The sequence below is a fragment of the Parasphingorhabdus sp. SCSIO 66989 genome (assembly GCF_032852305.1).
Classification (GTDB): Bacteria; Pseudomonadota; Alphaproteobacteria; order Sphingomonadales; family Sphingomonadaceae; genus Alterisphingorhabdus; species Alterisphingorhabdus coralli.
In genome coordinates this window covers 1,666,704-1,691,552 of record NZ_CP136594.1, presented here as the reverse complement: position 1 = coordinate 1,691,552, position 24,849 = coordinate 1,666,704, and the positions used below count along the sequence as shown (strand labels likewise).

Annotated in this window: 26 protein-coding genes; 9 read left to right on the top strand and 17 right to left on the bottom strand. The window is 56.5% G+C overall.

All coding sequences use genetic code 11. From position 1 onward, the window contains the following. Nucleotides 1-58 precede the first annotated feature (58 nt). The 3 genes from RB602_RS08045 to hisI all read right to left on the bottom strand — a co-directional run bounded on the left by RB602_RS08045 (nucleotide 59) and on the right by hisI (nucleotide 1,465). Nucleotides 59-499, bottom strand: coding sequence for a MerR family transcriptional regulator (locus RB602_RS08045; protein ID WP_317080047.1), 441 nt, complete (start codon nucleotides 497-499; stop codon nucleotides 59-61). An 85-nt stretch (nucleotides 500-584) separates the two neighbouring features. After that, the gene (locus RB602_RS08040; protein WP_317080046.1) at nucleotides 585-1,139 is read right to left on the bottom strand and encodes a hypothetical protein; all 555 of its coding nucleotides are present in this window, start codon (nucleotides 1,137-1,139) and stop codon (nucleotides 585-587) included. Beyond that, nucleotides 1,136-1,465 (bottom strand): phosphoribosyl-AMP cyclohydrolase, encoded by a 330-nt coding sequence (gene hisI, locus RB602_RS08035; protein WP_317080045.1) that lies wholly within the window; start codon nucleotides 1,463-1,465, stop codon nucleotides 1,136-1,138. The genes RB602_RS08040 and hisI overlap by 4 nt, the downstream gene beginning before the upstream one ends. A 292-nt stretch (nucleotides 1,466-1,757) precedes the next feature. Here hisI and purF point away from each other — a divergent pair, with 292 nt between their 5' ends. Together purF and RB602_RS08025 are read left to right on the top strand one after the other, a co-directional pair. Beyond that, nucleotides 1,758-3,215, top strand: a complete 1,458-nt coding sequence (purF, locus tag RB602_RS08030; protein ID WP_317080044.1) for an amidophosphoribosyltransferase — start codon at nucleotides 1,758-1,760, stop codon at nucleotides 3,213-3,215. Between the two features lie 22 nt (nucleotides 3,216-3,237). Next, complete coding sequence (locus RB602_RS08025) at nucleotides 3,238-3,957, top strand: SDR family NAD(P)-dependent oxidoreductase (RefSeq protein ID WP_317080043.1); 720 nt, start codon at nucleotides 3,238-3,240, stop codon at nucleotides 3,955-3,957. 185 nt (nucleotides 3,958-4,142) lie between these two features. On the opposite strand, the gene RB602_RS08020 is transcribed toward RB602_RS08025, so the two are convergent. The 6 genes from RB602_RS08020 to RB602_RS07995 form a co-directional block, all read right to left on the bottom strand. Further along, the gene (locus RB602_RS08020) at nucleotides 4,143-5,372 is read right to left on the bottom strand and encodes a serine hydrolase domain-containing protein (RefSeq protein WP_317080042.1); all 1,230 of its coding nucleotides are present in this window, start codon (nucleotides 5,370-5,372) and stop codon (nucleotides 4,143-4,145) included. A gap of 40 nt (nucleotides 5,373-5,412) precedes the next feature. After that, entirely contained in the window at nucleotides 5,413-6,729 is a 1,317-nt protein-coding gene (locus RB602_RS08015) for a class I SAM-dependent methyltransferase (protein ID WP_317080041.1), read from the bottom strand. Nucleotides 6,730-7,023: 294 nt separating this feature from the next. After that, complete coding sequence (locus tag RB602_RS08010) at nucleotides 7,024-7,803, bottom strand: SDR family oxidoreductase (protein ID WP_317080040.1); 780 nt, start codon at nucleotides 7,801-7,803, stop codon at nucleotides 7,024-7,026. Nucleotides 7,804-7,840: 37 nt separating this feature from the next. Then, on the bottom strand, nucleotides 7,841-9,241 hold the full coding sequence (locus RB602_RS08005; protein WP_317080039.1) for a cryptochrome/photolyase family protein: 1,401 nt from the start codon (nucleotides 9,239-9,241) through the stop codon (nucleotides 7,841-7,843). Between the two features lie 49 nt (nucleotides 9,242-9,290). Then, nucleotides 9,291-9,680 carry a GxxExxY protein gene (locus tag RB602_RS08000; protein WP_317080038.1) on the bottom strand — a complete coding sequence of 130 codons (390 nt, stop codon included), beginning with the start codon at nucleotides 9,678-9,680 and terminating at the stop codon, nucleotides 9,291-9,293. A gap of 54 nt (nucleotides 9,681-9,734) precedes the next feature. Further along, nucleotides 9,735-10,568: an IS5 family transposase gene (locus RB602_RS07995; protein ID WP_317080037.1), complete on the bottom strand. Its 834-nt coding sequence runs from the start codon at nucleotides 10,566-10,568 to the stop codon at nucleotides 9,735-9,737. Between the two features lie 187 nt (nucleotides 10,569-10,755). Between RB602_RS07995 and RB602_RS07990 the strand changes: the two genes are divergently transcribed. The 3 genes from RB602_RS07990 to RB602_RS07980 are packed head-to-tail and all read left to right on the top strand — an operon-like array spanning nucleotide 10,756 to nucleotide 13,219. Beyond that, complete coding sequence (locus RB602_RS07990) at nucleotides 10,756-11,760, top strand: alpha/beta hydrolase (RefSeq protein WP_317080036.1); 1,005 nt, start codon at nucleotides 10,756-10,758, stop codon at nucleotides 11,758-11,760. Beyond that, the gene (locus RB602_RS07985) at nucleotides 11,757-12,257 is read left to right on the top strand and encodes an RNA pyrophosphohydrolase (protein WP_317080035.1); all 501 of its coding nucleotides are present in this window, start codon (nucleotides 11,757-11,759) and stop codon (nucleotides 12,255-12,257) included. Before RB602_RS07990 ends, RB602_RS07985 begins: the two co-directional genes overlap by 4 nt. Before the next feature lie 20 nt (nucleotides 12,258-12,277). Then, entirely contained in the window at nucleotides 12,278-13,219 is a 942-nt protein-coding gene (locus tag RB602_RS07980) for a DUF481 domain-containing protein (protein ID WP_317080034.1), read from the top strand. Nucleotides 13,220-13,360: 141 nt separating this feature from the next. Here the strand turns inward: RB602_RS07980 and RB602_RS07975 are convergent, their stop codons facing one another. From RB602_RS07975 to RB602_RS07950, 6 genes are all read right to left on the bottom strand, one after another. Next, complete coding sequence (locus RB602_RS07975; protein ID WP_317080033.1) at nucleotides 13,361-13,888, bottom strand: tetratricopeptide repeat protein; 528 nt, start codon at nucleotides 13,886-13,888, stop codon at nucleotides 13,361-13,363. Between the two features lie 35 nt (nucleotides 13,889-13,923). Next, nucleotides 13,924-15,132: an RsmB/NOP family class I SAM-dependent RNA methyltransferase gene (locus tag RB602_RS07970; RefSeq protein WP_317080032.1), complete on the bottom strand. Its 1,209-nt coding sequence runs from the start codon at nucleotides 15,130-15,132 to the stop codon at nucleotides 13,924-13,926. Beyond that, entirely contained in the window at nucleotides 15,129-15,359 is a 231-nt protein-coding gene (locus RB602_RS07965) for a hypothetical protein (RefSeq protein WP_317080031.1), read from the bottom strand. Before RB602_RS07965 ends, RB602_RS07970 begins: the two co-directional genes overlap by 4 nt. Nucleotides 15,360-15,384: 25 nt before the next feature. Further along, nucleotides 15,385-16,842 (bottom strand): IMP dehydrogenase, encoded by a 1,458-nt coding sequence (guaB, locus tag RB602_RS07960; RefSeq protein ID WP_317080030.1) that lies wholly within the window; start codon nucleotides 16,840-16,842, stop codon nucleotides 15,385-15,387. A gap of 139 nt (nucleotides 16,843-16,981) precedes the next feature. Next, complete coding sequence (locus RB602_RS07955) at nucleotides 16,982-18,487, bottom strand: M28 family peptidase (protein WP_317080029.1); 1,506 nt, start codon at nucleotides 18,485-18,487, stop codon at nucleotides 16,982-16,984. 114 nt (nucleotides 18,488-18,601) lie between these two features. Then, the gene (locus tag RB602_RS07950; RefSeq protein ID WP_317080028.1) at nucleotides 18,602-19,174 is read right to left on the bottom strand and encodes a DUF937 domain-containing protein; all 573 of its coding nucleotides are present in this window, start codon (nucleotides 19,172-19,174) and stop codon (nucleotides 18,602-18,604) included. A 177-nt stretch (nucleotides 19,175-19,351) separates the two neighbouring features. On the opposite strand from RB602_RS07950, the gene RB602_RS07945 reads away from it, so the two are divergent. After that, nucleotides 19,352-19,732 carry a DUF3597 domain-containing protein gene (locus RB602_RS07945; protein WP_317080027.1) on the top strand — a complete coding sequence of 127 codons (381 nt, stop codon included), beginning with the start codon at nucleotides 19,352-19,354 and terminating at the stop codon, nucleotides 19,730-19,732. A 73-nt stretch (nucleotides 19,733-19,805) separates the two neighbouring features. Here RB602_RS07945 and RB602_RS07940 read toward each other — a convergent pair whose 3' ends face one another. Both RB602_RS07940 and RB602_RS07935 read right to left on the bottom strand, forming a co-directional pair. Further along, complete coding sequence (locus RB602_RS07940) at nucleotides 19,806-20,171, bottom strand: hypothetical protein (protein WP_317080026.1); 366 nt, start codon at nucleotides 20,169-20,171, stop codon at nucleotides 19,806-19,808. A 93-nt stretch (nucleotides 20,172-20,264) separates the two neighbouring features. Continuing rightward, a complete protein-coding gene (locus RB602_RS07935; protein ID WP_317080025.1) occupies nucleotides 20,265-21,860 on the bottom strand; it encodes a phosphoenolpyruvate carboxykinase in 1,596 nt (531 codons plus the stop codon). Between the two features lie 225 nt (nucleotides 21,861-22,085). Between RB602_RS07935 and RB602_RS07930 the strand changes: the two genes are divergently transcribed. Genes RB602_RS07930 through RB602_RS07920 form a run of 3 tightly spaced genes read left to right on the top strand, consistent with a single transcriptional unit; the run spans nucleotide 22,086 to nucleotide 24,844 of the window. Beyond that, nucleotides 22,086-22,799: a response regulator gene (locus RB602_RS07930; protein WP_317080024.1), complete on the top strand. Its 714-nt coding sequence runs from the start codon at nucleotides 22,086-22,088 to the stop codon at nucleotides 22,797-22,799. Nucleotides 22,800-22,806: 7 nt separating this feature from the next. Continuing rightward, nucleotides 22,807-24,417 carry a sensor histidine kinase gene (locus RB602_RS07925; RefSeq protein WP_406568413.1) on the top strand — a complete coding sequence of 537 codons (1,611 nt, stop codon included), beginning with the start codon at nucleotides 22,807-22,809 and terminating at the stop codon, nucleotides 24,415-24,417. Continuing rightward, nucleotides 24,407-24,844, top strand: a complete 438-nt coding sequence (locus RB602_RS07920) for an HPr kinase/phosphorylase (protein ID WP_317080022.1) — start codon at nucleotides 24,407-24,409, stop codon at nucleotides 24,842-24,844. The genes RB602_RS07925 and RB602_RS07920 overlap by 11 nt, the downstream gene beginning before the upstream one ends. Nucleotides 24,845-24,849 lie beyond the last annotated feature (5 nt).

The window sequence follows — 24,849 nt, the reverse complement described above, 5'->3', positions numbered from 1 at the left end:
CTTCGCCGAATATGTTGTTCTGTATCACAAAACGGATATTGCCTGAACGTGTTCCGGTTCAGGCGCTGGCCTCGGCTGTTTCCTGTTCGCGGTCGACGGCCCTGACCATCTCCACAAACGAAGCAAGTTCCTTGATCGAGCTCTCAATATCCTTTTTCTGCTTCTTCAGCAGATCAATCCGCTCCTGGCATTTCTCAATGGTCACCCGGCGCTGCACCGTGCGGCCGTCGTCCAGATCGTAAAGGTCGATCATCTCGCGAATTTCAGCCAGGCTAAAACCAACATTCTTCGCGCGCATGATCCAGGCCAGACGTGCCCTGTCGCGCTTGTCATAGACGCGGGTCAGACCGTTACGCTCCGGCGCGATCAGGCCTTCATCTTCATAGAAGCGCAGCGCTCTGGCGGTGACGCCAAATTCTGCTGACAGATCGGAAATGGAAAAATGATCCCGATTGTGAATATCGGGCGTCTCGATGCGGGCATGATCGTTGGCTGACATAACGACTCCCATACATTACCTTAACGTAAGCGTCAAGTTTGTGAGTCAACTCAAATGGGATTTATTCGCGCGAAACCTGTCACGGTTATTGGTCGCTCTCGTCCTCACAAAGCCGATCTATGTCGCGCCCTTTGGCTTTTGTTGCGGCATCCTTGCTATTATCGATCAGCGGTATCTCCACCCCGGCCAGACTGGCGCGTGGCGAGCATAAGGCTGCGCAGCTGTCAGCAACTTCGCCTGCAATCTTGAGCATGGCACCGTCGAAAGTTGCGGTTAGCTCGCAGGTCTCTTCTTTATCGCGGCGCAATGTCATTCTCACATTGCCTGCATCAAGGCTCGCGACACCGCGCCCTTCGCATTGAATGCTCTCGCCGAAAACCGCGAGCACACCCACATCATAGCGGCCGGACTCCTGACGAATAGCGCAGAAGCGGTCTTTGCCATAGCCGCTGTCGCGCTCATAGAGCCCTTGCAGATCAAGCGCCTCAGGATCCACGATAATCCCTGCAGCGATGGCGGCTTCGTCAAGGCTTTTGCCACTATCGGCTGCGCCGCCTTCATCGCTGTTAAACTCAACCCCGCACGCGCTGACAATTAGAACCACTGTCAGACTAAGAGCCGATATTCGTGCCAGTCTCATACACGCTCAAGGCTGCCGTCATCGGTAAAGCGGCGATAGAAACAGGAAGGCACACCGGTATGACAGGTGGGGCCATCAGGCTTTGCTATCATCCAGATCGCATCCTGATCGCAATCGATCCGCATTTCTTCGACATTGAGGAAATGGCCAGAAGTCTCGCCTTTCAGCCACAGTTTCTGCCGTGAACGCGACCAGAAATGCGCACGGCCAGTTTCACGTGTCTTGGTAATCGCCTCTTCGTTCATATAAGCGATGACCAGCACCATGCCGTTATCGGCATCGGTAACAACCGCAGACACCAATCCGTTGGCATCAAATTTGGGCATAAATGCCGTGCCCTGCTCGCGGTCCTGGGCCGTACAGTTGCAGCCTTGGTTCATCTATAGATGCCTCATCCTTGCCTGGTTTGCTGCAAACAGAGCAAAACAAAGGTGATAATATAACATGGATCGCAGCTTTTGCAGACAGCAATCCTGTAGCCGCGCGAGATTTAAAGCCGAGTACCATAAATTGAAAGAGACTATCAGCGTAATTGACAGTTTGATGACAAACTGTGCGAGACAAAGAGCGCGCAGCTTTCTATAAGACAGCCAACACGGGCAGAAGGATTCGGCGGCCATGCTCACTACACACCCATTTGATGATGACAAGCTGCGCGAGGAGTGCGGGATTTTCGGCGTTGCAGGCGCAGAAGATGCCGCCGCGATGACGGCGCTGGGCCTGCACGCGCTGCAGCATCGCGGGCAGGAAGCGGCTGGCATCACCAGCTTTGATGGCGAGCATTTTCATACCCATAGAGCGCTGGGCCGGGTTGCCGGGAATTTCGATAATCCGCAGACCATGGAACCGCTCAAGGGCAGCATGGCCATCGGCCATGTGCGATACTCCACCACAGGCGAAACCGCTTTGCGCAATGTTCAGCCGCTCTATGCCGATCTGGCGTCGGGCGGCTTTTCGGTGGCGCATAATGGCAACATTTCCAATGCGGTAAAACTGCGCCGAGAATTGGTGCGTGAAGGCTCCATCTTCCAGTCGACATCGGATACCGAGACGATCATCCATCTGGTGGCAACCTCACAATATCGCAGCCTGATCGACCGCTTTATTGACGCACTGAAAAAGGTCGAAGGTGCTTATTCGCTGATCTGCATGACCAGCGAAGGCATGATAGCCTGTCGTGACCCGCTGGGTATCCGGCCATTGGTGATCGGGCGTCTGGGCGACAGCTATATTTTTGCGTCAGAAACCGTGGCTCTCGATGTTGTCGGCGCGGAATATATTCGCAGTGTCGAGCCGGGGGAGCTGGTGGTGGTTACCGGCGGGGTTCTGCGCTCACACCATCCTTTCGTCAAAATGGCCCCGCGTCCCTGCATCTTTGAACATGTCTATTTCTCGCGGCCTGACTCCATCGTCGATGGCTCTTCGGTCTATACCGTGCGGAAGGCGATTGGCGCGGAACTGGCATCGGAAAATCCGGTCGAAGCCGATCTGGTGATCCCGGTGCCCGATAGCGGCACACCGGCGGCGATCGGCTATGCCCAAGCATCGGGCCTGCCCTTTGAGCTTGGTATAATCCGCTCGCACTATGTTGGGCGCACCTTCATTCAGCCGAGCGATGGTGTCCGCCATCTGGGCGTCAAGCTGAAGCACAATGCCAATAAGCCGCTCGTCGATGGCAAAAAAGTGGTCCTTATCGATGACTCAATCGTGCGCGGTACCACCAGCTCGAAAATCGTCGAGATGATGCGCGAGGCCGGCGCTGCCGAAGTGCATATGCGCATTGCCAGCCCGCCGACTATGCATAGCTGTTTCTACGGTGTTGATACGCCGGAGCGGGAAAAACTGCTCGCAGCGCAGCGTAGTGTTGAGGAAATGCGGCAATATATCCGCGCTGACAGCCTCGCCTTCCTGTCGATTGAAGGCCTGTATCGCGCCGTTGGCGAGGCCGAGCGCGATGACAGCAATCCCAGCTATTGCGATGCCTGCTTCACCGGCTGCTACCCGACGCGGCTGACCGATCTGGAAGAACGCGAAAGCCCTGACCAGTTCAGCCTGTTGGCCGAGCGCGTCGGATGACATAAAGCATAGAAAGACCCCCATGAGCGAGACGAACGATAAGCCGCTGGACGGCAAACTGGCCCTTGTGACCGGCGCCAGCCGTGGCATTGGCGCGGAAATCGCCAAGGAACTGGCGAAACGCGGTGCGCATATCATCCTCACCGCGCGCAATGCCAAGGATCTCGAAGATGTCGAGGCGGAGATTTTCGATGCCGGCGGTCAGGCGACAATAGCGCCGCTGGACCTCAGTGACGGAGATTCCGTGGCGCGGCTTGCGACCGCAGTCGGCGGGCGCTGGGAAGCGCTGGATTATCTGGTGCTCAATGCCGCCATGCTTGGCTCATTGGGGCCAGTGCCGACCCTACAGGGCAAGGAGCTCAACCAGCTATTCACCCTCAATGTGCTGGCCCAGCATGCGCTGATCGCGGCGTTTGATCCGTTGCTGCGCAAGAGCGAGGCCGGACGTGTTGTTGCCCTTACCAGCTCGGTCGGCCGCAAGCCCCGCCCGTTTTGGGGCGGCTATGGCGCGACCAAGGCGGCGCTGGAAACCATGATCGCCAGCTATGGCGAGGAAATGCGCAACCTCAGCAATGTGCGCACCGCTATCGTCGATCCGGGCCGCACCCGGACCAAGATGCGCGCCGAGGCCTATCCGGGGGAAGACCCGATGACGCTGAAAACCGCTGATGTGGTTGCGGGAAAGATTGCCGATATGCTGGTGACGGATTTCGACACCAACCACCGGCTCGAGATTGATTAAATCCTCCCCCTAGGGGGAGGGGAACCACCGAAGGTGGTGGAGGGGCACATGCCACCTGTTGCGACAGCGCAATAATAGTCAATATCTGCAATCAAAGGTTGCGTACCACCGCAACGTGAATGACCTGTGGAGGTTGCCCCTCCCCCATCCTCCGGATGGGGCCCCTCCCCGTGAACGGGGAGGATTTATTCCTCTTCCATAATCGCATTGTCCATCATGCTTTCGCGATCAATGGACTTTTGCACCGCACGGAAGAAATTGTTGCGCTCGAGCGACAGGCGTTGATCCTGTGCCGTCGGCCAATTGCCGCTGGTGGCGATCACCAGTTCGCGCTTGGGGTCGATAAAGATGCTCTGGCCAAAAATGCCGCGTGCAGCATAGGCACCGTCATCATAGGTCCACCATTGATAGCCATAGCCTTGGCCCGGAATTCCGATATCGGCCTGTTTCGTGCCCGCGCTGTCAAACCAGCCTTCTGGTACGACAGACTTACCGTCAACAACACCGCCCGTCGCGGCGAAATGCCCGATCAACGCATAGTCGCGCAGCGAAGCGGAGATGCAGCATCCGCCAATCTCAAATCCGCCATCATTCAATATCCACTCGGCATCCATCTGCATGCCAAAGGGGCCCCAGACTTTCTCCGAGAGATATTCGGCCAGTGTCTTGCCGGTCGCCTTGGACACCAGCACGCCAATCAGATTGGTTTCACCGGTATTATACTGCCAGCGCGTGCCCGGTTCAGCCTCGCGCTTAAGCGTGGCCATATAGGTCAGGATCGGGTTGTCACCATCCTTCGATTTGGTCTGGTTGAACTTGGCAACATCAGACTCGGCGTCTGTATAGTCCTCATTCCATTGCACACCCGAGGTCATGGTCAGCAGCTGCTCGACGCTCACGCCATCATAGCCGCTGCCTTTCAGCTCCGGGATATATTGCGTCAGCGGGTCATCAAGCGACTTGATATAGCCATCCTTGATCGCCGCGCCCACAAGGGTCGAGACAAAGGATTTTGCAACAGAAAAGCTGGTCCAACGTGCATCCGCGCTATGGTCGAGCGTGTACTCCTCAAGCCGGATTTTGCCCTTGTGCAGCACCAATATACCGGCGGCGCGCTGATCCTGCATATATTGGGTCAGCGTCCATTCCTTGTCATTCTCGCCAGCCCATTTGTCCAGCTTCAGCGGATCACCGGCGGCCATATCAAAACTATCTTCACCAGCGGAAATGGTTCGCGTTTCGGTCAGCACTTCCATCTGGCGAAAAGCATTATCGCGCTGGTCCTGCGTCCAGAACAGGACATTTTCATCCGTCGGCAGACCGGCAGCGTCCGCCGCCACCTTTTGCACCTGTTCGCATGCGGACAACCCGCCCAGCATCGCCACTGCCCCCAAGAGCAACCCGAGTTTTTTCATATTGCATCCTCCGATTTTTTATCGCGGCCTTGTGGCCGATTTATCCTGGCTTGACCAGCGTAACCTGCGCGACATCAATGCCGCCACCGCGAAAACCGCCTTCACAATACATCAGATAATAGCGCCATAAGTTGATGAAGCGCTTGTCAAATCCCGAGGGCAATCGCCCTTCGGCAAAGGCGCTGTCAAAGCGCAGACGCCAGCGCCGTAGCGTCTCGGCATAGTGAAGTCCGAAATTGTGCTGGTCGGTCCATATCAGGCCGCGTTCTTCCGCCAGCGCTCGGAAGCGGTTTTCCGACAGCAAATGCCCGCCGGGAAAGATATAGGTCTGAATGAAGTCCGCGCTGGAAGCATATTTCTCGAATATGTCGTCTGCAATGGTGATGTATTGCAAAGCTGCGCGACCGCCGGGTTTCAGACGTGCGACGATCTGGTCGAGAAAGGCAGGCCAATATTCCATGCCGACCGCTTCGACCATTTCAACACTGGCGATGGCATCAAATTGACCTTCCACATCGCGATAGTCGATTAGCTGGTAGTCGAGACGATCGTTATCCGCGCTGATGCTGGCGGCTACCCTCGCCGCTTCCAGCTGCTGCTGAGACAGGGTGATACCGGTGACCTGCGCTCGGGTTTCCGCTGCGATATGCCGCGACAAGGCACCCCAACCGCATCCAATCTCCCAGACTTTGTCGCCAGCACCAACCTGCAAGCGATCACTTATCGCCTGGATCTTGCGTTGCTGCGCTTGTTCCAGCGGCTCGGTATCGGCGATACTCTCGGCAAACAGCGCACTCGAATAGGTCATGCTGTCATCGAGCCAGGCGGCATAGAAATCATTGCCGAGATCATAATGGAAAGCGATGTTCTTCTGCGCGCCGCTCTTGCTGTTGCTGCGGAACAGATGGGCAATACGATTGGCCAGATGCGCCAGTCCGGAAGCGCGCGCTGCGTTGCCCAGCGCTACTCGATTTCGGGTAAACAGATCAAAGATCGGTACCGGATCGGGGCTGTGCCATTCGCCCAGTTCCCACGCTTTGTACCAGCCAACCGAACCGCTCTGCCCCAACCGCAGCAAAGCGCGCCAGCTTGTGAGGGCAATCTCCGCTTTCGGCCCTTCACCGCGTCTCCCCAGAACACGATGTGTGCCATCAGGCAAATGCGCTTCAAGGGAACCCGCCTCCAACCCCGCATCAATCCGGTCGAGAGCCTTTCGCAAGCCTTTGCCGATCAGGCCCTCGATCAGGCCGCTAAACGGTCCCCAGCCGGTGACAAAGCTCCTGTCAGCGGCTGTCAGATGGCGACCGCGATCAGAACCCTCCCCGGCAGGTTCAAACTGTTGCTGTGGCGCATTCATCGCTGGCGCTTATGCCGAAACTCAAATCGTCAAGCAACGCCCTAATGGTCTTCGACTGAAATATGATCATCCATTCAATTGGCGATTTAGTGACAAAGCTATCCACTGTCGTCGGCCCCGCGCAGGCGGGGCCCAGGCTTATTTTCACGCAAAGACGCAAAGACACGAAGAGATCGTGCAAATAGGAACCCTCTTTGCGCCTTCGCGTCTTTGCGTGAGTCAATAAGAAAGCCCTGGCCCCGCCTGCGCGGGGCCGACGAGAGTAGGTGCTCAGGCTGGTGAATGCTTGATTACTTACCCCGGACTCGCCGCGCTACCCGCCAACAAGCCGCCATCGATGTTCAACTCGCTGCCGGTGATATAGGCCGCCTCATCACTAGCCAGCAGCAGTGCCAGGGCAGCCACCTCATCCACCGTGCCAAAGCGCCGCATGGGTGTATCGCTGACCATTGCCGCCATATTGGCCTCGCGTTCTTCGCCCTCACCCAACATCGGCTCCCACATCGGCGTCAATATCGCCGCCGGATGGATCGAGTTGCAGCGGATATTCCAGCCCTGCTGCGCGCAGTAAAGCGCGACGCTTTTGGTATGGTTGCGGATCGCAGCCTTGGATGCGGCATAGGCCGCGGCACCGGGGATACCGACCAGCCCGGAGCGTGACGAGATATTGATGATCGCGCCTTCACCCTTCTGCTTCATCGCGCCAATGGCATAGCGACAGCCAAGAAATGTGCCGTCGGTGTTCACCCGATGCACCCGATGCCAATCATCGAGCGAAGCATTTTCCGGGTCCTGCGGTGCCGGACTATCTTCAAAGCCGGTTATCCCGGCATTATTCACCAGCACATCAATCGCTGGCACCGCCTCCGCAATGGCAGCCCAATCGCCCTCCTCGGCAACATCAAGATGGTGATAGCCAGCGCCGATTTGCGATGCTGTCTCGCGGCCTTCGTCATCATTGATATCGGTAACGATAACTTTGGCACCTTCATCAGAAAAAGCCTTGGCGATACCCGCACCAATACCGCGCGCTGCCCCGGTAATGAGGCAAGTCTTTCCTTGTAATCTCTTCATATTCAATACTTTCTTGGCAAACCCGTGCCGCTATAGATCATTCCTTGATCGCAGCATAGGCATCAAGCGCCCGCTGACGCGCTTGCTTGTGCGCGATGATCTTGCGGGGATAATTTTTGGGCCGAAAGCCATGTTCTTCCGGGTCATGGATATAGGGTGCGTCAAGATCAGCCAGCTCTGGCACCCATTGGCGGATATAGCCCGCCGTATCGAATTTCTCTGATTGAGTCAGCGGCGCCATGATCCGCACGAACATATTGCTGTCAACACCGGTGCCAGCGGTCCACTGCCAGTTGGTGCTGTTCGAGCCATAATCAGCATCCACCAGTGTATCCCAAAACCATTTCTCTCCCTCGCGCCAGTCGATCAGCAGGTGCTTGATCAGAAAGGACGCGGTGATCATCCGCACCCGATTGTGCATCCAGCCGGTGGCCCAAAGCTCGCGCATCCCGGCATCGACAATCGGATAGCCAGTCCGGCCTTTTGTCCATGCCCGATAATCTGCCTGCACTGTGGGATCAGACATATCGCGCCATGGAAATGCATCGAACCGGTCACGCGCATTTTCACTGCCATAAACCGGATATTGGCAGATCACATTTTGCGAATAATCGCGCCAGACTAGTTCCTTGAGATAGGTTTCCGCTGCTTCAGCACCATGCTCGGCAATGATGCGATGCCAAACGGTGGCGGGCGAAATCTCGCCAAAATGCAGATGCGGGCTGAGCAATGATGTGCCGACTTCTGACGGAAAATTGCGCCGCTCATCATAACGCACAGCTTTGCTGGCAAAGGCTTCGAGATTAGCCTCGGCTCCTGCTTCACCCGGCGTCCACATCTCGGCAAAGCCCGTTGCCCAATTGGGTCGGGCGGGCAGCAATTGCCAGTCATCCAGATGATCGCTGGCGGGCCAGCTATCAGGTGCATCGATGCTGTCAGGCGCAGGCTGTGGCACGGCAGGCGGCATATGCTGATCGAGCGCGCGCCAGAACGGGGTGTAAATCTTGTACGGCCCGCCGCTGCCCGCGGTCACGCTGCCGGGCGGCATCAGATAATTGCCGTGATGCAGGTCCAGCGCAACGTCTCCCGGCAAAGCCTTGCGCAACGCCTTTTCCGCATTGCGCCACCATGGCTCATAATGATGCAGCGCGTGCACCGCCGCAGCACCCGCTTCCTTGGCAATATCGGCAATAATCTCAGCGCTATTACCGCGCCGCAGGATCAACCGTGATCCCTTATCCGCCAATGCCGTGCCAAGACTGGTCAGAGAATGATGCAGCCACCAGCGCGAAGCCCCGCCCATCTTGCGGTGCTTTGGCATTTCATCGTCGAGCACATAGACCGGGATAACCGGGCCTGCCTTAGCCGCAGCGATCAAGGCCGCCTGATCAGCAAGCCGCAAATCGCGACGGAGCCAGAGAATTTGGGATTTCGTCATATTTTTCTCGCGCAAAGGCGCTAAGGCACAAAGAAGTCAGGGTATTACGCTAACCACGGTAATTGTTGACCAGTCTTTTAATGCCATCTCTGAAGGTTTCCATGCCGAAATTCATCAGCAATCCCAATGGTAGGTCCATCAATCGGAGGTAGGTCAGCACTTGCTTGGCATGAAGCGGGCTATATTTCTCTGTTGACTTGAGTTCTATTAAAAGTTGGCCTTCAACAAGCAGATCGGCACGAAAGCCTTCTTCCAATGTGCGTCCTTTGAAGCGGATTGGTATTGCTTTTTGTCTTTCGACAAAAAGGCCCTGTTCTTTAAGCGATTCAAAAAGCAATACTTCATACACATGTTCTAACAGCCCCGGCCCGGTCTCTCGGTGCAATTTGAAACCGCAATCAACTGCAATACGAGCTAAATCTTCGAGATCGTTTTCCAAAGCAAGCCCCCCGAAACGCTTTCTTTGTGCCTTAGAGCCTGATTCGAAAGTATCTCAAGCATAACAGTATTTTGCGGTTCTTCGTATAATCATACGGATGGAAGCGATGAGCGCCCATGCGGTTGAGCTTTCGATGGATGTTTCCCAGTCTTTGGCGAGGCGTCGGCATCGCCCTAGCCATGCGAAGGTGCGTTCGACGACCCATCGGCGTGGCAGGGCTTGAAAGCCCTTGGTGTGATCGGAGCGCTTGATGATTTCCATGGTCCACGCCCCCATGCCAGCCAACGTAACCCCCAGTTTTTGCCCTGCATATCCTCCGTCAGCAAAGACGTGTCGCAACCAGGGGAAGCGGTGGCGAGTTGCCGCCAGCACATCGACAGCCCCGTCACGGTCTTGAATATCGGCACTGTGGACGAGGACGAAGATCAGGAACCCGCATGTGTCGGTTATGATGTGCCGCTTCCTGCCTTTCACCTTCTTGCCCGCGTCATAACCCGATATTCCACCGCTCTCGGTGGTTTTCACGCTCTGGCTGTCGATCACGCCAGCACTGGGCGAGGCTTCGCGCCCCTCGATCTCGCGCAGGTTCATCACCAGCACCATGTTGAGCGTATCGAACAGGCCAGTGTCCCGCCATGCGTAGAAATAGCGCCGTACCGTCGACACTGGCGGAAAACACTTGGGCAGCAACCTCCATGCACATCCGGCAGAGGCAATATAGAGCAGCGCATTGACCACCTCGCGCATATCCGCCGTCCGCGGCCGACCACCACGCCTCGCCGGGGGAATGAACGGCTCCAGCAACATCCACTCCCTATCCGTCATATCCGATGGATATCGCAAACCTTCCCGGCTATGCTCAGCCCGGGCAATACCAGTCCATGCCATGCTTCACTCCTACTCTTCGCAAAGCAGGTGTGAATCACAAATGGCTGGTATTGTTCAATAACTTTCGGATCAGGCTCTTAGCGCCTTTGCGCGAGAGTCATCTATATCCGAATGGACAATATCTGTCGTTGTCTATGGACCGAAACCATGCGAGCAATTAGCAAAATAGCAAAAGCAGGAGAGAGATATGGCCACCCAACCCGACACAACTGATCAGAACACCCCCTTTGTCCGCCCCGATGTGCAGGCTTGCCTGACAATGATGGCGGCGATGGAGGGGCCAGCGATGAACGAGATGACACCGGAAGACGCACGTCAGGCCTATCTTGCCATGCATATGCTGGCCGATGCAGAGCCGATCGAACTGGCGGTTACGCGCGACCTCACCTGCCCGGGACCTGTAGGCGATATTCCGCTTCGATTTTACGACAAGCAAGCCGAGCGCGATAAGGCTGGTCCGGCGATTGTTTTTGTCCATGGCGGCGGGTTTGTGATTGGTGATCTTGCGACGCATCACAGCTTTTGCACCCTATTGGCAGATCAACTCGATCTGCCGCTGATTGCTGTCGACTATCGCCTGGCACCGGAAAATCCGTTCCCTGCGGCTGCCGAAGACGCGATTGCCGCGGCGCGCTGGATTGCCGGATCACCCGAGGCGTTGGGGTTGGATGTTACCGGGCTTATTCCCGTCGGCGATAGTGCCGGTGGCAATTTGGCGATCGTTATCACCCAGGCGCTCACCCAATCGCCTGCCGAAGTGCCAGTGACTGCGCAAATGCCCATCTATCCGGTGGTCAGCACCGATCGCGACTGGCCGTCAATGCAGGATTTTGCCGATGGCTATGTGCTGACCAAAGAGGCGATGGAATGGTTTGACGCGGCCTATCAGCCCGATAGCGAGAGCGCGCATTATAATGTGCTGGATCAGGACCATAGCCAGACCCCGCCAACGGTATTGATAACCACAAGTCTCGACCCGCTGCGCGACCAAGGCCGGGCCTATGGCGCGGCGTTGTTGCAGGCGGGTATTACCACAAGTTTTTATGAAGCCGAGGGCAATGTGCATGACTTTATCGCGCTCAGAAAACTGATCCCCAGCTCGGTGCATGACTGCAATGCGATGATCGGGCGGTTGAACGGTATCTTGAAGGGCCTTGAAGGTTTGCCGAATAGCGGAGTCCCGGCCGAATGAGCGGACGAATTGTCAACGGCATAGATGTCGATACCCTGCCCTATCGTCCTTGTGCAGGCATTATGCTGCTGAACGCCAAGGGTCTGGTATTCGCCGGCCAGAGGCTCGACAATCCAGGCAGCCCGGCATGGCAAATGCCGCAGGGCGGCATAGACAAGGGTGAAGACCCCGAAAGCGCAGCGTTGCGCGAATTGGGCGAAGAAACCGGCATATCCTCTGACAAGGTGGACATTGTCACACGTACACGCGACGAGCTGTTTTATGACCTTCCTGATGAATTGATTGGCAAAATCTGGAAAGGCAAATGGCGCGGGCAGCGTCAGATATGGTTTCTCATGCGCTTTCTGGGTCAGGACAGCGACATCAACATCGCGACCGACCATGCCGAATTCTCGCGCTGGAAATGGGCGGACCCGATGCAGCTTCCCGATATGATCGTACCCTTTAAACGCCAGCTTTACCGCGATGTGTTGAAAGAATTTACGTCACACCTTTAGACAATCTGTTACAGGCCCGCATGTTTCAGAAAAGTTCAAAAGGTGCGCTTTGCGCAGCGCTCATCGCGTCCACGGCTCTTGTAACGCCGCAAATGGCCTATGCCGAGGTACCGGAATCGGTTAAAGCACTGATTGATCAGGCAATTGCTGACAAGGATGACAGCGCGGTTGAGACCGTTATTGGCCTGGCCAAGAAGACCAATCCTGAAGACAGCGCCGCGCTTGACGCCATGTTGAGTGAATATCAGTCTGTCCGTCTCGCCGAGAAAGAAGCCGAAGAAGCCGCTGCTGAGGCCGAACGCCTCGCCAATAACGGCCTGTTCGACAATTGGAGCGGTCAGGGTGAAATTGGTGGTTTCCGCTCGACCGGCAACACCAGCAACACCGGTATCACCGGCAGTTTGAAGCTACAGAAGCAAGGCAAGCGCTGGCGGCATAACCTTACCGCTCTGGTCGACTTCCAACGCACCGAGGGCGTCAGCACGCGCGAGCAATTCCTGTTCGCCTATGAGCCCAATGTCCAGTTTACCGACCGGCTTTATGGCTATGGACTGGCGCAATATGAGCGTGACCGTTTTCAGGGCTTTTCCGCACGTTATACGCTTTCCGGCGGTCTGGGCTATCGCTTCCTGACTGGCGAACGAATGACGCTGGATGTCAAAGGCGGCCCGGCCTATCGCCAGGTCGAACTTGTCGGTGGTGGCTCCAACAGCCAATTGGCTGCATTGGCGGCGCTCGATTTTGATTGGCAGGTCGTCGACAATATCAAACTGACTCAGGATGCAGAGGCTTACATCGCCTCGGGCAACTCTACGCTGCGTTCAATCACCGGTCTTGAGGCCGCGCTGAGCTCAGCCCTTACGGCCCGGGTTTCCTATACTGTCGAACATGAGACCGACCCGCCAGTCGGATCGGTCGCGACCGACACGCTGACGCGTTTCACGCTGATTTACGGCTTCTAAGTTCAATCATCTTGACCAACAGACAAAGAACGAAGAACCGGCTCACGCACCGTTCGTGTCGAGCGCTGTCGACACACATTGCATCAGGCATATGCCGCTCGACTTCGCTCGAGGCGAACGGCGGTATAGATAAGCGGGGGCTTAAGGCTCCTGCGTTTCGCCTTCATCGCTGACGGTAGGCGCAGGGGTAACCGCTTCTGCAGAAAGCACTTCTTCAGGTGCGCCCTCTTCAACTGCAGCCGACAGCAAGGTGGTTTCGATACAATCACCTTCGCACAGGTCTTTCAGACGCGTGAGATTGATCTTGGCCTTTTCCATCGCGCCGCGTTGCACAAAGGCACGACCCTGACCGGACAGTGCTGCGATATTATTGGGCTCCAGTTCCAAAATCCGGCGATACAGACCGATAGCCTTGCCCGGCAATCCATTGGCACGCGCAGTCTCGGCAAGGCCGAGATAGGCAGCGCGATTGGCGGGGTCGATGGCCAGAGCCGCCTCGAACAGATCAATCGCTTTTTCGGTCTCCCCGATATTCAACGCCGCCTTGGCATCATCCACCAGAACCACCGAACGCGGATCAGGCTGATACTCCTCCTCCTGGCTAAACGTCGCGCTGGATGACAGGGCAAAAATGGCGGCAATGGCCATTACGGGCGGGGAAAAACGCATTATGAGCTCCAATAGTGGCATTACCAATCAGCCTATCATGATTTCACAAGACGTGTCAGAAAAAATCCGTCTGTCTCGTCATGGGCCGGTGTCAGGGCTATTCCCAATGCGCTTTCGCGATGCTGAACGCCTTTACTGCCGACACACCGTCCTAATGGATAATCGGGCAACTGGACGGAAAGTTCCGGTTTCCGGTCAAGAAAGGCCGCCAGTTGCATAACGCCTTCACGCGGCAGGATGGAGCATACCGCATAGACCAATATGCCACCGGGCCGCACCATATCCGCCGCGATGTCGAGCAGGCGTGACTGGGTTTCGCATAGTCGATCCAGACGTTTCGCATCCAGCCGCCAACGCGCTTCCGGATTGCGCCGCCATACGCCGGTGCCACTGCATGGCGCATCGACCAGCACGCAATCGGCGCGTCTTTTCCAATCGGAGAGCATAGCGCTTTCCTGGGCCGGGTTGAGCAAGCGGGTCGCTATATTGGGAATGCCCAGACGCTCGGCGCGCGGTGCTAGCTCGGCCAGCCGGGCACGCGAGGTATCCGTTGCCAATATCACGGCATCATCATCAGCCTGTTGCGCCAGAGCCAGTGTCTTGCCCCCTGCCCCGGCGCATAGATCGATGATGGCTTTATGCTGCGCAGCATCGCATAGCGCACAGATCGCCTGACTGCCCCAGTCCTGAATATCGATCAGCCCTTCACGCCAGACAGCGCTGTTCTTTACCTGTGTCCCTGCAGGCAGCCTGCCCGCTTGAGGCAGATGCTCAGACACAGTGATATCGGGAAAGGCCTGTTGCACATCAGCCTGCGCGCCGGGCTTTATGCCCAGATCCAACGGCGCACGAGACAGCAATGCCGCTATCTCATCAACATCGATGTAATCAGGTAATAATGGCATAAGCCATTGCGGTATCGGTCCCGGCTTATCAATAGCGAGTTCAGCAGGTTCTAGTGGCTCAGGCCCGTATTTCGAGCCATCGAAAAGCACCTGCATTTCAGGATTATGCGCCGCCAGCATCGCCATGGCGGCACGACCATTGTCTGGACGCTCACCGATCAGCCGGATAGCATCATAGACAAGATCACGCACTGCGCGCCGGTCCTTGCTGCCCATATAGCGGCGTTCTTTCAGGAAACGCGCGGTGACGACATCGGCACTTGCTCCGCCATCGCGGGCTGCAACAATAACCGCATCCAGCAATTCAATCGCGGCTTGCACCCGCGCCGATGGTGTCATTGCAACAGCGGATCATTGGGAGGGGTAAAGTCATCCTTGTTGACGCACTGATGCTCCACCCGAACATCCCGGCCATTCTGTTGTTTTATTCGCGCCGTCATTTCTCTTGCAGCCTTTTCACATGCGTTCAGGCTGATATGCGGCTCACTTGTCCAGATCGGCAGGCTTTTTGGCACAGGAGACGGGAACCAGATAAACATCAGCAGAATAAATTTTGCTTCGACCATATCGGTTTCCTATTAAGTCCGGTTTTTACCGCGTCGGATAATTGGGCGCTTCACGCGTAATCGCGACATCATGGACATGGCTTTCAGCAAGGCCGGCATTGGTGATGCGGACGAACTTTGCTTGCGTGCGCAGATCCTCGATCGTCGCAGAGCCAGTGTACCCCATCGCTGCCTTGATGCCGCCAACGAGCTGATGAATGACATCGCTCGCCGGGCCTTTGAACGGCACCTGACCCTCAATACCCTCGGGCACCAGTTTCATCTGGTCCTTGATGTCCTGCTGGAAATAGCGGTCCGCCGAACCGCGCGCCATGGCACCGACTGATCCCATGCCGCGATAGCTTTTGTATGAGCGGCCCTGATAGAGAAATGTCTCGCCCGGTGCTTCGGCTGTTCCCGCCAGCATGGAGCCGATCATCACTGTCGACGCGCCCGCCGCCAGTGCCTTGGCTGCATCGCCTGAGGTTCTCAAGCCACCATCGGCAATCACCGGAACATTGGACTTATTCGCTTCTTCTGCAGAATCCATCACCGCTGTCAGCTGCGGCACGCCGACGCCTGCAACGACGCGCGTGGTGCAGATGGAGCCGGGGCCTATACCGACCTTAACCGCATCGGCACCGGCATCGATCAGTGCGCGCGTCGCTTCGGCGGTAGCAACATTGCCGGCAATCACCTGGCCGTCAGGATGTGCATTTTTCAGCGCTGCAACACTGTCGGCGACCATCTTGCTATGGCCATGGGCGGTATCGACAACCACCACATCGCATTCGGCATCAAACAGAGCCAGTGCGCGCTCCATGCCTTTTTCACCGACCGTGGAAGCCGCCGCGACGCGGAGCCTGCCTGCGGCATCCTTGGTGGCATCGGGATAGGTGACCGCCTTTTCGATATCCTTTACCGTGATCAGGCCAACGCAATGATATTCGTCATCGACCACCAGCAGCTTCTCGATCCGGCGCTGGTGCAGTAGGCGCATGGCCTCGTCCTGGCTTACACCAGCTTTGACCGTCGCAAGGTCTTCGCTGGTCATAAGTTCGCGCACAGGCTGGGCAGGATTCTCGGCAAAGCGCACATCGCGATTGGTGAGGATGCCGACCAAGCGGCCCGACGCTTCAACAACCGGAATGCCGGAGATACGGTTGCGCGCCATGATGTCCTGCGCCTCGGACAAAGTCGCATCAGGGGCAATGGTGATCGGATTGACGACCATGCCCGATTCAAAGCGCTTGACCTGACGCACCGCAGCAACCTGTTCCTCAATCGTCAGATTGCGGTGCAGCACACCAATGCCGCCCAGTTGCGCCATGACGATGGCCATATCGGCTTCGGTGACGGTATCCATCGCCGAGGACAGCACCGGAATATTGAGATCAATATCGCGCGTCAGCCGGGTGCGGCTGTCTGCGGTGCTTGGCAAAACCGTTGAGGCCGCCGGTTGCAGCAGAACATCGTCGAAAGTGAGTGCCAAAGGTATGTCCATGGTGCCTGTCCCTCAGCTGTTATTGCAGCCTTAGCAAAAAGGCCGCCTCCGATGTGGAAACGGCCGATAAGTGAATCGGTTGCGGCAACCCTCTAGCTTTTGATTGCCCGTATGACCAGTGGGCGGCGCTGCCTTTGGACTATTCTTTGGAATATTTCTCCGTATCGGCGAAATAGCGCACCAAAGCGATATGCAGATCAGCATCTTCTGCCGCACCGCCTAAATCGAGGATATTCTCGGTCTCGTCATCGGGACTATGGTAATTGCCGCGCAGAAATTTCTGCAGCAAAGCATCATCAGCAAAGGAACCGCCGATCATAAAGGCTGGGACACCTTTGGCGGCGAAAGCCCAGCCATCCTGTCGCTTGATGAATTCATTTGCGTCCAATGACTCATCCACCTCTCGACCAAGGCTGCGGCTGATGGCATCAATCTCGTCATCCAGATCGGTCTCACCGCGTCCGATAGTCGCCACAGGTGTCCCGCGTGGAGCAATAGCCGTGGTGTCCAGGTTGAACGCCGCAACGATATCATCGAGTGGGAAAGCCGGATAATCGGCATAATGATATGCACCCAAAAGCCCACGCTCTTCGGCAGTGGTGCCCATAAAATAGATATCGCGATCAAATGGACCCAACCGGCCCAGCTCTTCGGCAACTTCGGTAAGTACGGCCATGCCAGAGGCATTATCCACCGCGCCATTGCAAATGCGATCCTCTGCCTCGGGTGGGCGACATTCGCTGCCAAAATGGTCCCAATGGCCCATCAGCATCACCGCGCCCGAGCCGGGCCTATTACCGGGAAACTTGCCGATCACATTATGACTGGTGAAGCGGCGTATAGCGGTAGTTGCGGAGAGGTCCGCAGTAAGGCCGGTATCATAGCCGACATAGACGACCGCATTCTGCGCAGCCTCGCTCTCTGCTTTGAGGCTACTGTCGCCAAGGCGCAGAAGGTCTTCGGCAAAGTCATAGCGGACTGCGCCGGTAATCATCGGCTGGCGGTCATCGCTGGCGCGCTCATAGGAGCCGCGCTTGATGCTGCGTTTTACCGCGCGCCATGGGAAGCTGTCGGGAACAACTGTCAGGACGGCAGCGGCACCGGCATCGGCCAGAGCCGCACGCCGTTCATCGCGTGAAGGATATTTCTCCGTCCCTTCCGGCGTGGCGTATAGCATGAGGGTGATCTTGCCAGCGACATCGCCCAGAACCTTGCCTTCGCCATCGGTGCCATAGCCGACGAAGACAATTGGTCCCTCAACGGCTGCATCAGGGGCGGTGCCGATAATCAGAATATCGTTTTCATTCAGCTTCAGCGATTTGCCGTCTTGCAGGATTCGGACGGAGCTGCTGACAGGCTTGCTTTGCACCAAAGGCACTGGCTGAAACCATGGTTTGTCCGCGTCATTGGTCCCAGAGACCATGCCCGCTGTCGCCCATTGTTGCGACAAATAGGTGAGCGTCTTGATCTCGCCAATGGTGCCGGGATCGCGTCCGGCAAAGTCATCGCTGGCCAATATGGCGATATGCTCGCGCACATCGGCTTCGGTCGTTGGCTCGAGGTCAACAGGCGTATTTTGCGCAACTACAGGGCACTGCAAAAGGCCCAAAGCTGCTGGAACGGTCCATATTGCATATAACTTCATGCAGAGCGTGCTGACAAGATTTAGGGACTTTTGCAAGCGCGTGCTTGCGCGACGCTTGATGATCGGCCCCGTTCAATCCGGGCCGATCATCAGATACAGGATTAGCCGCGTCGCTTAGCGGGCAAATTTGCTGGCAATGCCGATAATGTCATCCAGCGGGTTGCCATCGCCATCAAGGTCAAGCATCGAGGCAATACCCGAAGCCGATGAGCCGCCACTGCCGCCAAGCAAGCCGCCGAGCAGACCGCCAAGACCACCGCCACTTTGCTGTTGCGCCTGCGCCCCACCCTGCTGGTTCGCCATATAACCGCCAACAACCATGGCTAGCATTGGCAGCATTTTCTTCAGGATCGAGGAATCGACACCGGTCTGCTGTGAGGCATGACCGGCAACCGAGCGACTGACGTCCTTGGAGCCAAATATCTGGCCGAGAACATTATTGCCCTGCTCAATCGGCGTTTCCTGGGGACCGAGGACTGACTCCAGCAGGCCGCTGCCACCCAATTGCGACAGGATGCCACCCAGACCATCAACACCACCGCCTTGCTCTGTGGTTTTCTTAAAGCCACCAAGGATTGCGGGGAGCAAAGCACTTGCGCCTGCATGGGCAATGGTTTTGTCGATACCGAGCTGGCCAGCAATGTTGTCAATCGCGCCGCTCTGCTGCAGAATATGTGCGAAGTTCATTTCGAGTCTCCATCTACGAATTTGTAAACGGACATTAGCGCCATTTGTCTGGTGCAGACTATTGAAATGCAGGGTGGAGGCAGATTTTACATCGCGGTCATGGAGTTTACCTTTTTCGGCTCTATTCTAAGCTAGACGCAATTTTGCTATCATTTTTATCATTTCAGGGAGGACAATATGGGGATTTTCTCATCCATCAAAAACGCAATCTGGGGTTCTGAAGAAGAAAAGACACCAGAAAAGCCACAGGAAGGCGCGGTCACCGCTGCAGTGGCCGCTGCTGCTGCAGCCGCTGGTGCTGCAGCACAAAGTTCGGTTGATGTTGAAGCTGTGCTCGACGCCAAGCCCGGCGCCGACGCACTGAACTGGCGCACATCGATTGTTGATCTGATGAAGCTGGTCGGCCTCGACCCCAGCTTTGACAACCGCAAGGAGCTGGCCGGCGAGATGGGCCGCGCTGACTATGGCGGTTCGGCTGAAGACAATATCTGGCTGCACAAGAAAGTGCTGCAGGAACTGTCTGCCAATGGCGGCAAGGTTCCGGCTGACCTGCTCTAAAGCCGAGCACAATCGCACAAAAGAAAAGCCCGCCAAAATGGCGGGCTTTTTTGTTTTCTCTGTCGGTCGATAGTTACTTCTTGCCGAACAGCTTGCTCGCCATTCCGGCGATGTCGTCGAGCGGATTGCCATCACCATCCTGATCGAGGAAGCTGGTGATCTTGCCCATCATGCCTTCATCGCTGTTCAGCAGCTCGGAAATCTGACCAAGACCGCCCTCGCCGCCGAGCTGGCTGACGATGCTGGAGAGGGTGCTGGTGTCGAGGCTGGTTTGCTGCGATGCCAGCGTTACCGTGTCACCGGTTTCCGGGTGAGATTTGCCGAGAGCGGCAACACCTTTTTCCACCAGAGCAGAATCGATGCCCAGTTTCTCGGCGATTTCGCCGATGCTATTGGCACCCACAGGGATGCTGTTCAAAATGCTGTCCAAACCACTCATTACACTCTCCTATTGATTACGAATCCTGGGCGTTCCGCATAACAGCGATTGGCGACAGATATATGTAAAAGCTGTTTGCTGAACCGTAACGGATCAAGCCGCTTTGGGGGCAGCCTGACGCACACCTTCATCGACATCGCTTTCAAATTGCGCGAAATTGTCAACAAACAGGCTCACTAGCTGCTGCGCCATAGCATCATATGCTTCCGGATCAGACCAAGTTGTGCGCGGGTCAAGGATTGCCGTATCGACGCCCGGCACGGCCACCGGAACCGCAAAACCGAAATTCGGATCGGTGCGGAATTCGGCGTCATTCAGACTACCATCCAGTGCCGCGTTGAGGAGCGCTCGGGTTGCCTTGATCGGCATGCGATGCCCTTCACCATATTTGCCACCGGTCCAGCCAGTATTGACCAGCCAGCAGGTCACGCCGCCCTTGGCGATACGCTCTTTCAGCAAATTGCCATAAACCGAAGGATGGCGCGGCATAAACGGCGCACCGAAGCAAGTAGAGAAAGTGGCTTCCGGCTCGGTCACACCAATCTCGGTGCCAGCAACCTTGGCGGTATAGCCAGAAAGGAAGTGATACATTGCCTGATCGGGCGTGAGCCGCGCGATCGGAGGAAGGACACCAAAGGCATCAGCGGTCAGCATGATGATATTCTTCGGCACCGGACCCATATTCTTTTCCGAGGTATTGGGGATAAAGTCGATCGGATAGGCACCGCGGGTATTTTCTGCCTTGCTGTTATCGTCAAAATCCAGTTCGCGGGTTTCCGGGTCCATCACGACATTTTCCAACACCGTGCCAAAACGCCGTGTGGTGGCATAGATTTCCGGCTCAGCCTCGGGATCGAGACGGATCATCTTGGCGTAGCAGCCGCCCTCAAAATTGAAGACCGCCGTGTCAGACCAGCCATGCTCGTCATCGCCAATCAAGGTGCGGCTGGCATCAGCGCTCAGCGTCGTCTTGCCCGTGCCAGACAGGCCAAAGAAGATCGCGGTATCGCCCTCCGCGCCGATATTGGCCGAGCAATGCATCGGCATAATGCCATCTTTGGGCAGCAGATAGTTGAGCAGGCCAAAAACCGATTTCTTCATCTCGCCGGCATATTTGGTGCCGCCAATCAGGATCAGTTTTTCCGACAGATTGACGGCGATCACCGTCTCGCTGCGCGTACCATGACGCTCCGGGTCAGCGCGGAAGCTCGGCAGATCAATAATTGTGTAATCAGCAGTGAACCCGCTCAGTTCATCGCGGGTCGGACGCACCAGCATGGTGCGGATAAAAAGGTTATGCCAGGCAAGCTCGTTGATCACTTGCACATTGACGCGATGCTCTGGCTGTGAACCGCCATAGAGCTGTTGCACAAACAGCGTATCCTTCTCGCCAAGCGCGGCGAAGAAGTCTTCCTTGAGTGCAGCGAAGTGCTCGGGCGTCATCGCAGCATTGGTTTTGCCCCACCACACGGTGTTCTCGGTCTCCGCATCGCGAACGATAAATTTGTCCTTTGCCGATCGCCCTGTATGCGCGCCCGTCTCCACCAGAAGCGCCCCGTGGCGAGTCAGCTGCCCTTCTTCACGCTGAAGTGATTCTTCCACCAGAGCCGCCGTTTCATAATTCCAATGCAGTTGTGCATTCGTATTAATAGCCTGGTTTGAAACGGTAATATCAGCATTCTGGGTCATGAAGCATCCCTTGCGTAAATGATGTAATGATGATGCCGAACACGGTTCGGCCAATGCAGGTCTTTCGCATAGATGCTCTGGCCGATAAGGTCAAAGAAGAGTGCGAGACAATTGTGCCTGTCCTGCAAGGCTTATAGGCTAAATGGAGCCAGTTGAACTTTACAAGCCTTTGAGTCCGTGCGATTTGCTGCGCAGCATTGCGAAGCCCGAGGCGAAGCGGAAATTTTGATGACTACCATTGCCCTGGTCGATGATGACCGCAATATTCTGACGTCCGTGTCCATCGCGCTCCAGGCAGAGGGTTATACCACGCGACTCTATAATAGCGGCCAGGCAGCGCTCGACGCATTGCTTGAGAACCCGGCTGATCTTGGCATATTCGATATCAAAATGCCGCAAATGGATGGCCTGGAACTGCTGCGACGGGTGCGTGAGAAGCTGACAATGCCGGTGATTTTCCTGACCTCAAAGGATGATGAGCTCGATGAAGCGCTGGGCTTGGCCATGGGTGCCGATGATTATATCGCCAAACCGTTTTCGCAGCGGCTGCTGATCGCCCGCATCAAAGCGATATTGCGGCGCACCGAGCTTATCGCTGCCAGTGCTGACAATGGCGATGAGGCGGTTACAGCCGAACCTATTGTGCGCGGCAATCTTGAGCTTGATCCGGCACGGCACAGTGTGCGCTGGAAAGGCGAGCGGGTCACACTCACCGTTACCGAGTTTCTGATATTGGAGACACTCGCCAATCGCCCCGGCGTGGTCAAAAGCCGTAATCAGTTGATGGATGCGGCCTATCAGGACGATGTTTATGTCGATGACCGGACGATTGACAGCCATATCAAAAGACTGCGGCGCAAGTTCCGTGAGGTTGACGACAGCTTCGCGGCGATAGATACCCTATACGGTGCTGGATACCGTTTCTTCGAAGACGCCTGAGAGCCAGATAGCTCAGGGCGATGGCCTGCCTCTCGCTGCAGAAGAGGCAGAGCTGTTCTGGACGGCGCGCATATCTCTGCGTGCCCGCATTCTTGCGGTCAATGTCTTTGCCATCGCGGTTCTGGCAGGCAGCTTTTTCTACCTCGACAATTATCGCAACACGCTACTGATATCGCGTCAGGCCGATGATGAGCGGCAGGTGGCGGCAGCAGTGCGCGCCTATGATTTGGTACCTGAACCGATGCGCGCCGATTTGATGACGGAAGTAGCGCAGCTCAACAATTTCCGGGTGCGGGTCTATGCCGAAAACGGCATCAAACTGATCGACACCTTCTCGTTTAACGAGCCAACCTACGAGCTACGAGACCCGGACAAAGAGCCATTGAAACGCCATGTCGCGCGTTTCCTTGACCGCAGTATTGATACCATCGTGCGTGCGCCACGCCGTGAACGCTTTGTCGAGCCGGATAATGATCGTCTATCCGCTTGGGACGAAGTGGTCATCGCTGCAGAGACTGGCGAACCCGTCACCCGCGCACGTTATGCCCCTGATCGCACCTTTATGTTGAGCGCCGCCGCGAAAGCGCCGCAAAGCGGTCATGTTATGCTGATTACCCGCAATGCGCGTACCATTACCGCAATTGTGCGCGATCAGAGGCTGGCTCTGGGCATCATTATCGCCTGTGTATTGATCGTTTCAGTGTTGCTGTCGCTCTTCCTTGCCCGCACCATCGTCAAACCGCTGGCCCTGCTCGCCGGCGCAGCCAATCGCGTGCGGCTGGGTCGCGAGCGCGATGTCGAGGTCCCTCGCTTGCCTGAACGTGGCGATGAGATCGGCCAGTTGGCACGCGCGCTTTCAGATATGACCGAGGCTCTGCGCAAACGGATCGATGCCACCGAGAGCTTTGCCGCCGATGTCAGCCACGAGATCAAAAACCCCCTCGCCTCTTTGCGATCAGCACTTGAAGGATTGGAACGCGTCGAAGACCCCAAGCTGCGCAAACAACTGCACGATATTGCCTGCTCCGATGTCCTGCGGCTGGACCGGCTGATCACCGATATCTCAGAAGCGTCCCGAGTCGACGCGCAACTCGCCCGCACCCGTTTTGAGCCGATCGATATGGGCGAGGTGATCGATCAGTTGCTCAAAACGCGCGAAGAACGTGATCTCAACCATGGCCGCGAAATCGCTTTCGCCCGCCCGCGCAAAGGCGTTGCTGTTGTCATGGGAGAAGGGACGCGTCTGGCGCGGGTGATCGACAATCTGCTCGACAATGCGGTTTCCTTTTCACCAGAAAAAGGCCTGGTCGAGATTGTCGCGACCCGCGACCGCAATCAGGTTCTGATCCGCATCATGGACAATGGCCCCGGGGTTCCTGAGTCGCAACGCGAAGCGATTTTCCATCGCTTTCACAGCTATCGCGATGAACAAGAGGAATTTGGCCAGCATAGCGGCCTCGGCTTGGCCATTGCGCGGTCAATCATCGAGGCGCATGAAGGCCAGCTAATCGCCACCGACCGCCCCGATGGCGCGCGCGGCGCACATTTCTGCATCAGCCTGCCCGCCATGCTGGCGCCTAAACCGATAATCGGCTCGGGGCTAAAGGATGAACGATGACAATATAGTCTACCCCGCCAGTTGCGTCGCCAGCCCTGACGGCCATGGCGTTCTGATATCAGGGCCATCGGGCGCCGGTAAATCCTCACTATGCCTGTTGCTGATGGATCGTGGTTTCAAGCTTGTCAGCGATGATCAGACACAGTTGCAAATCAGGCACAACCGCCTTGAGGCGATCCCCGCACCGAACATTGCAGGCCTGATCGAGATACGCAATCTTGGCATTGTCGAGTCGCCTGCTTGTGCGACAGATATACCCATCGCGCTGTATATCAGACTCGATCCTGATGCCCCGCGCTTTATCGAGCAGCCATATCAGAAAACCCTGCTCGGCCATGACGTCCCCAGCATTGCCATCTGGCCCGATATGGCAACCGCACCGATCAAGGTAGAATATGCGTTGCGACTCCATGGCAAAAGGGATTAATCACA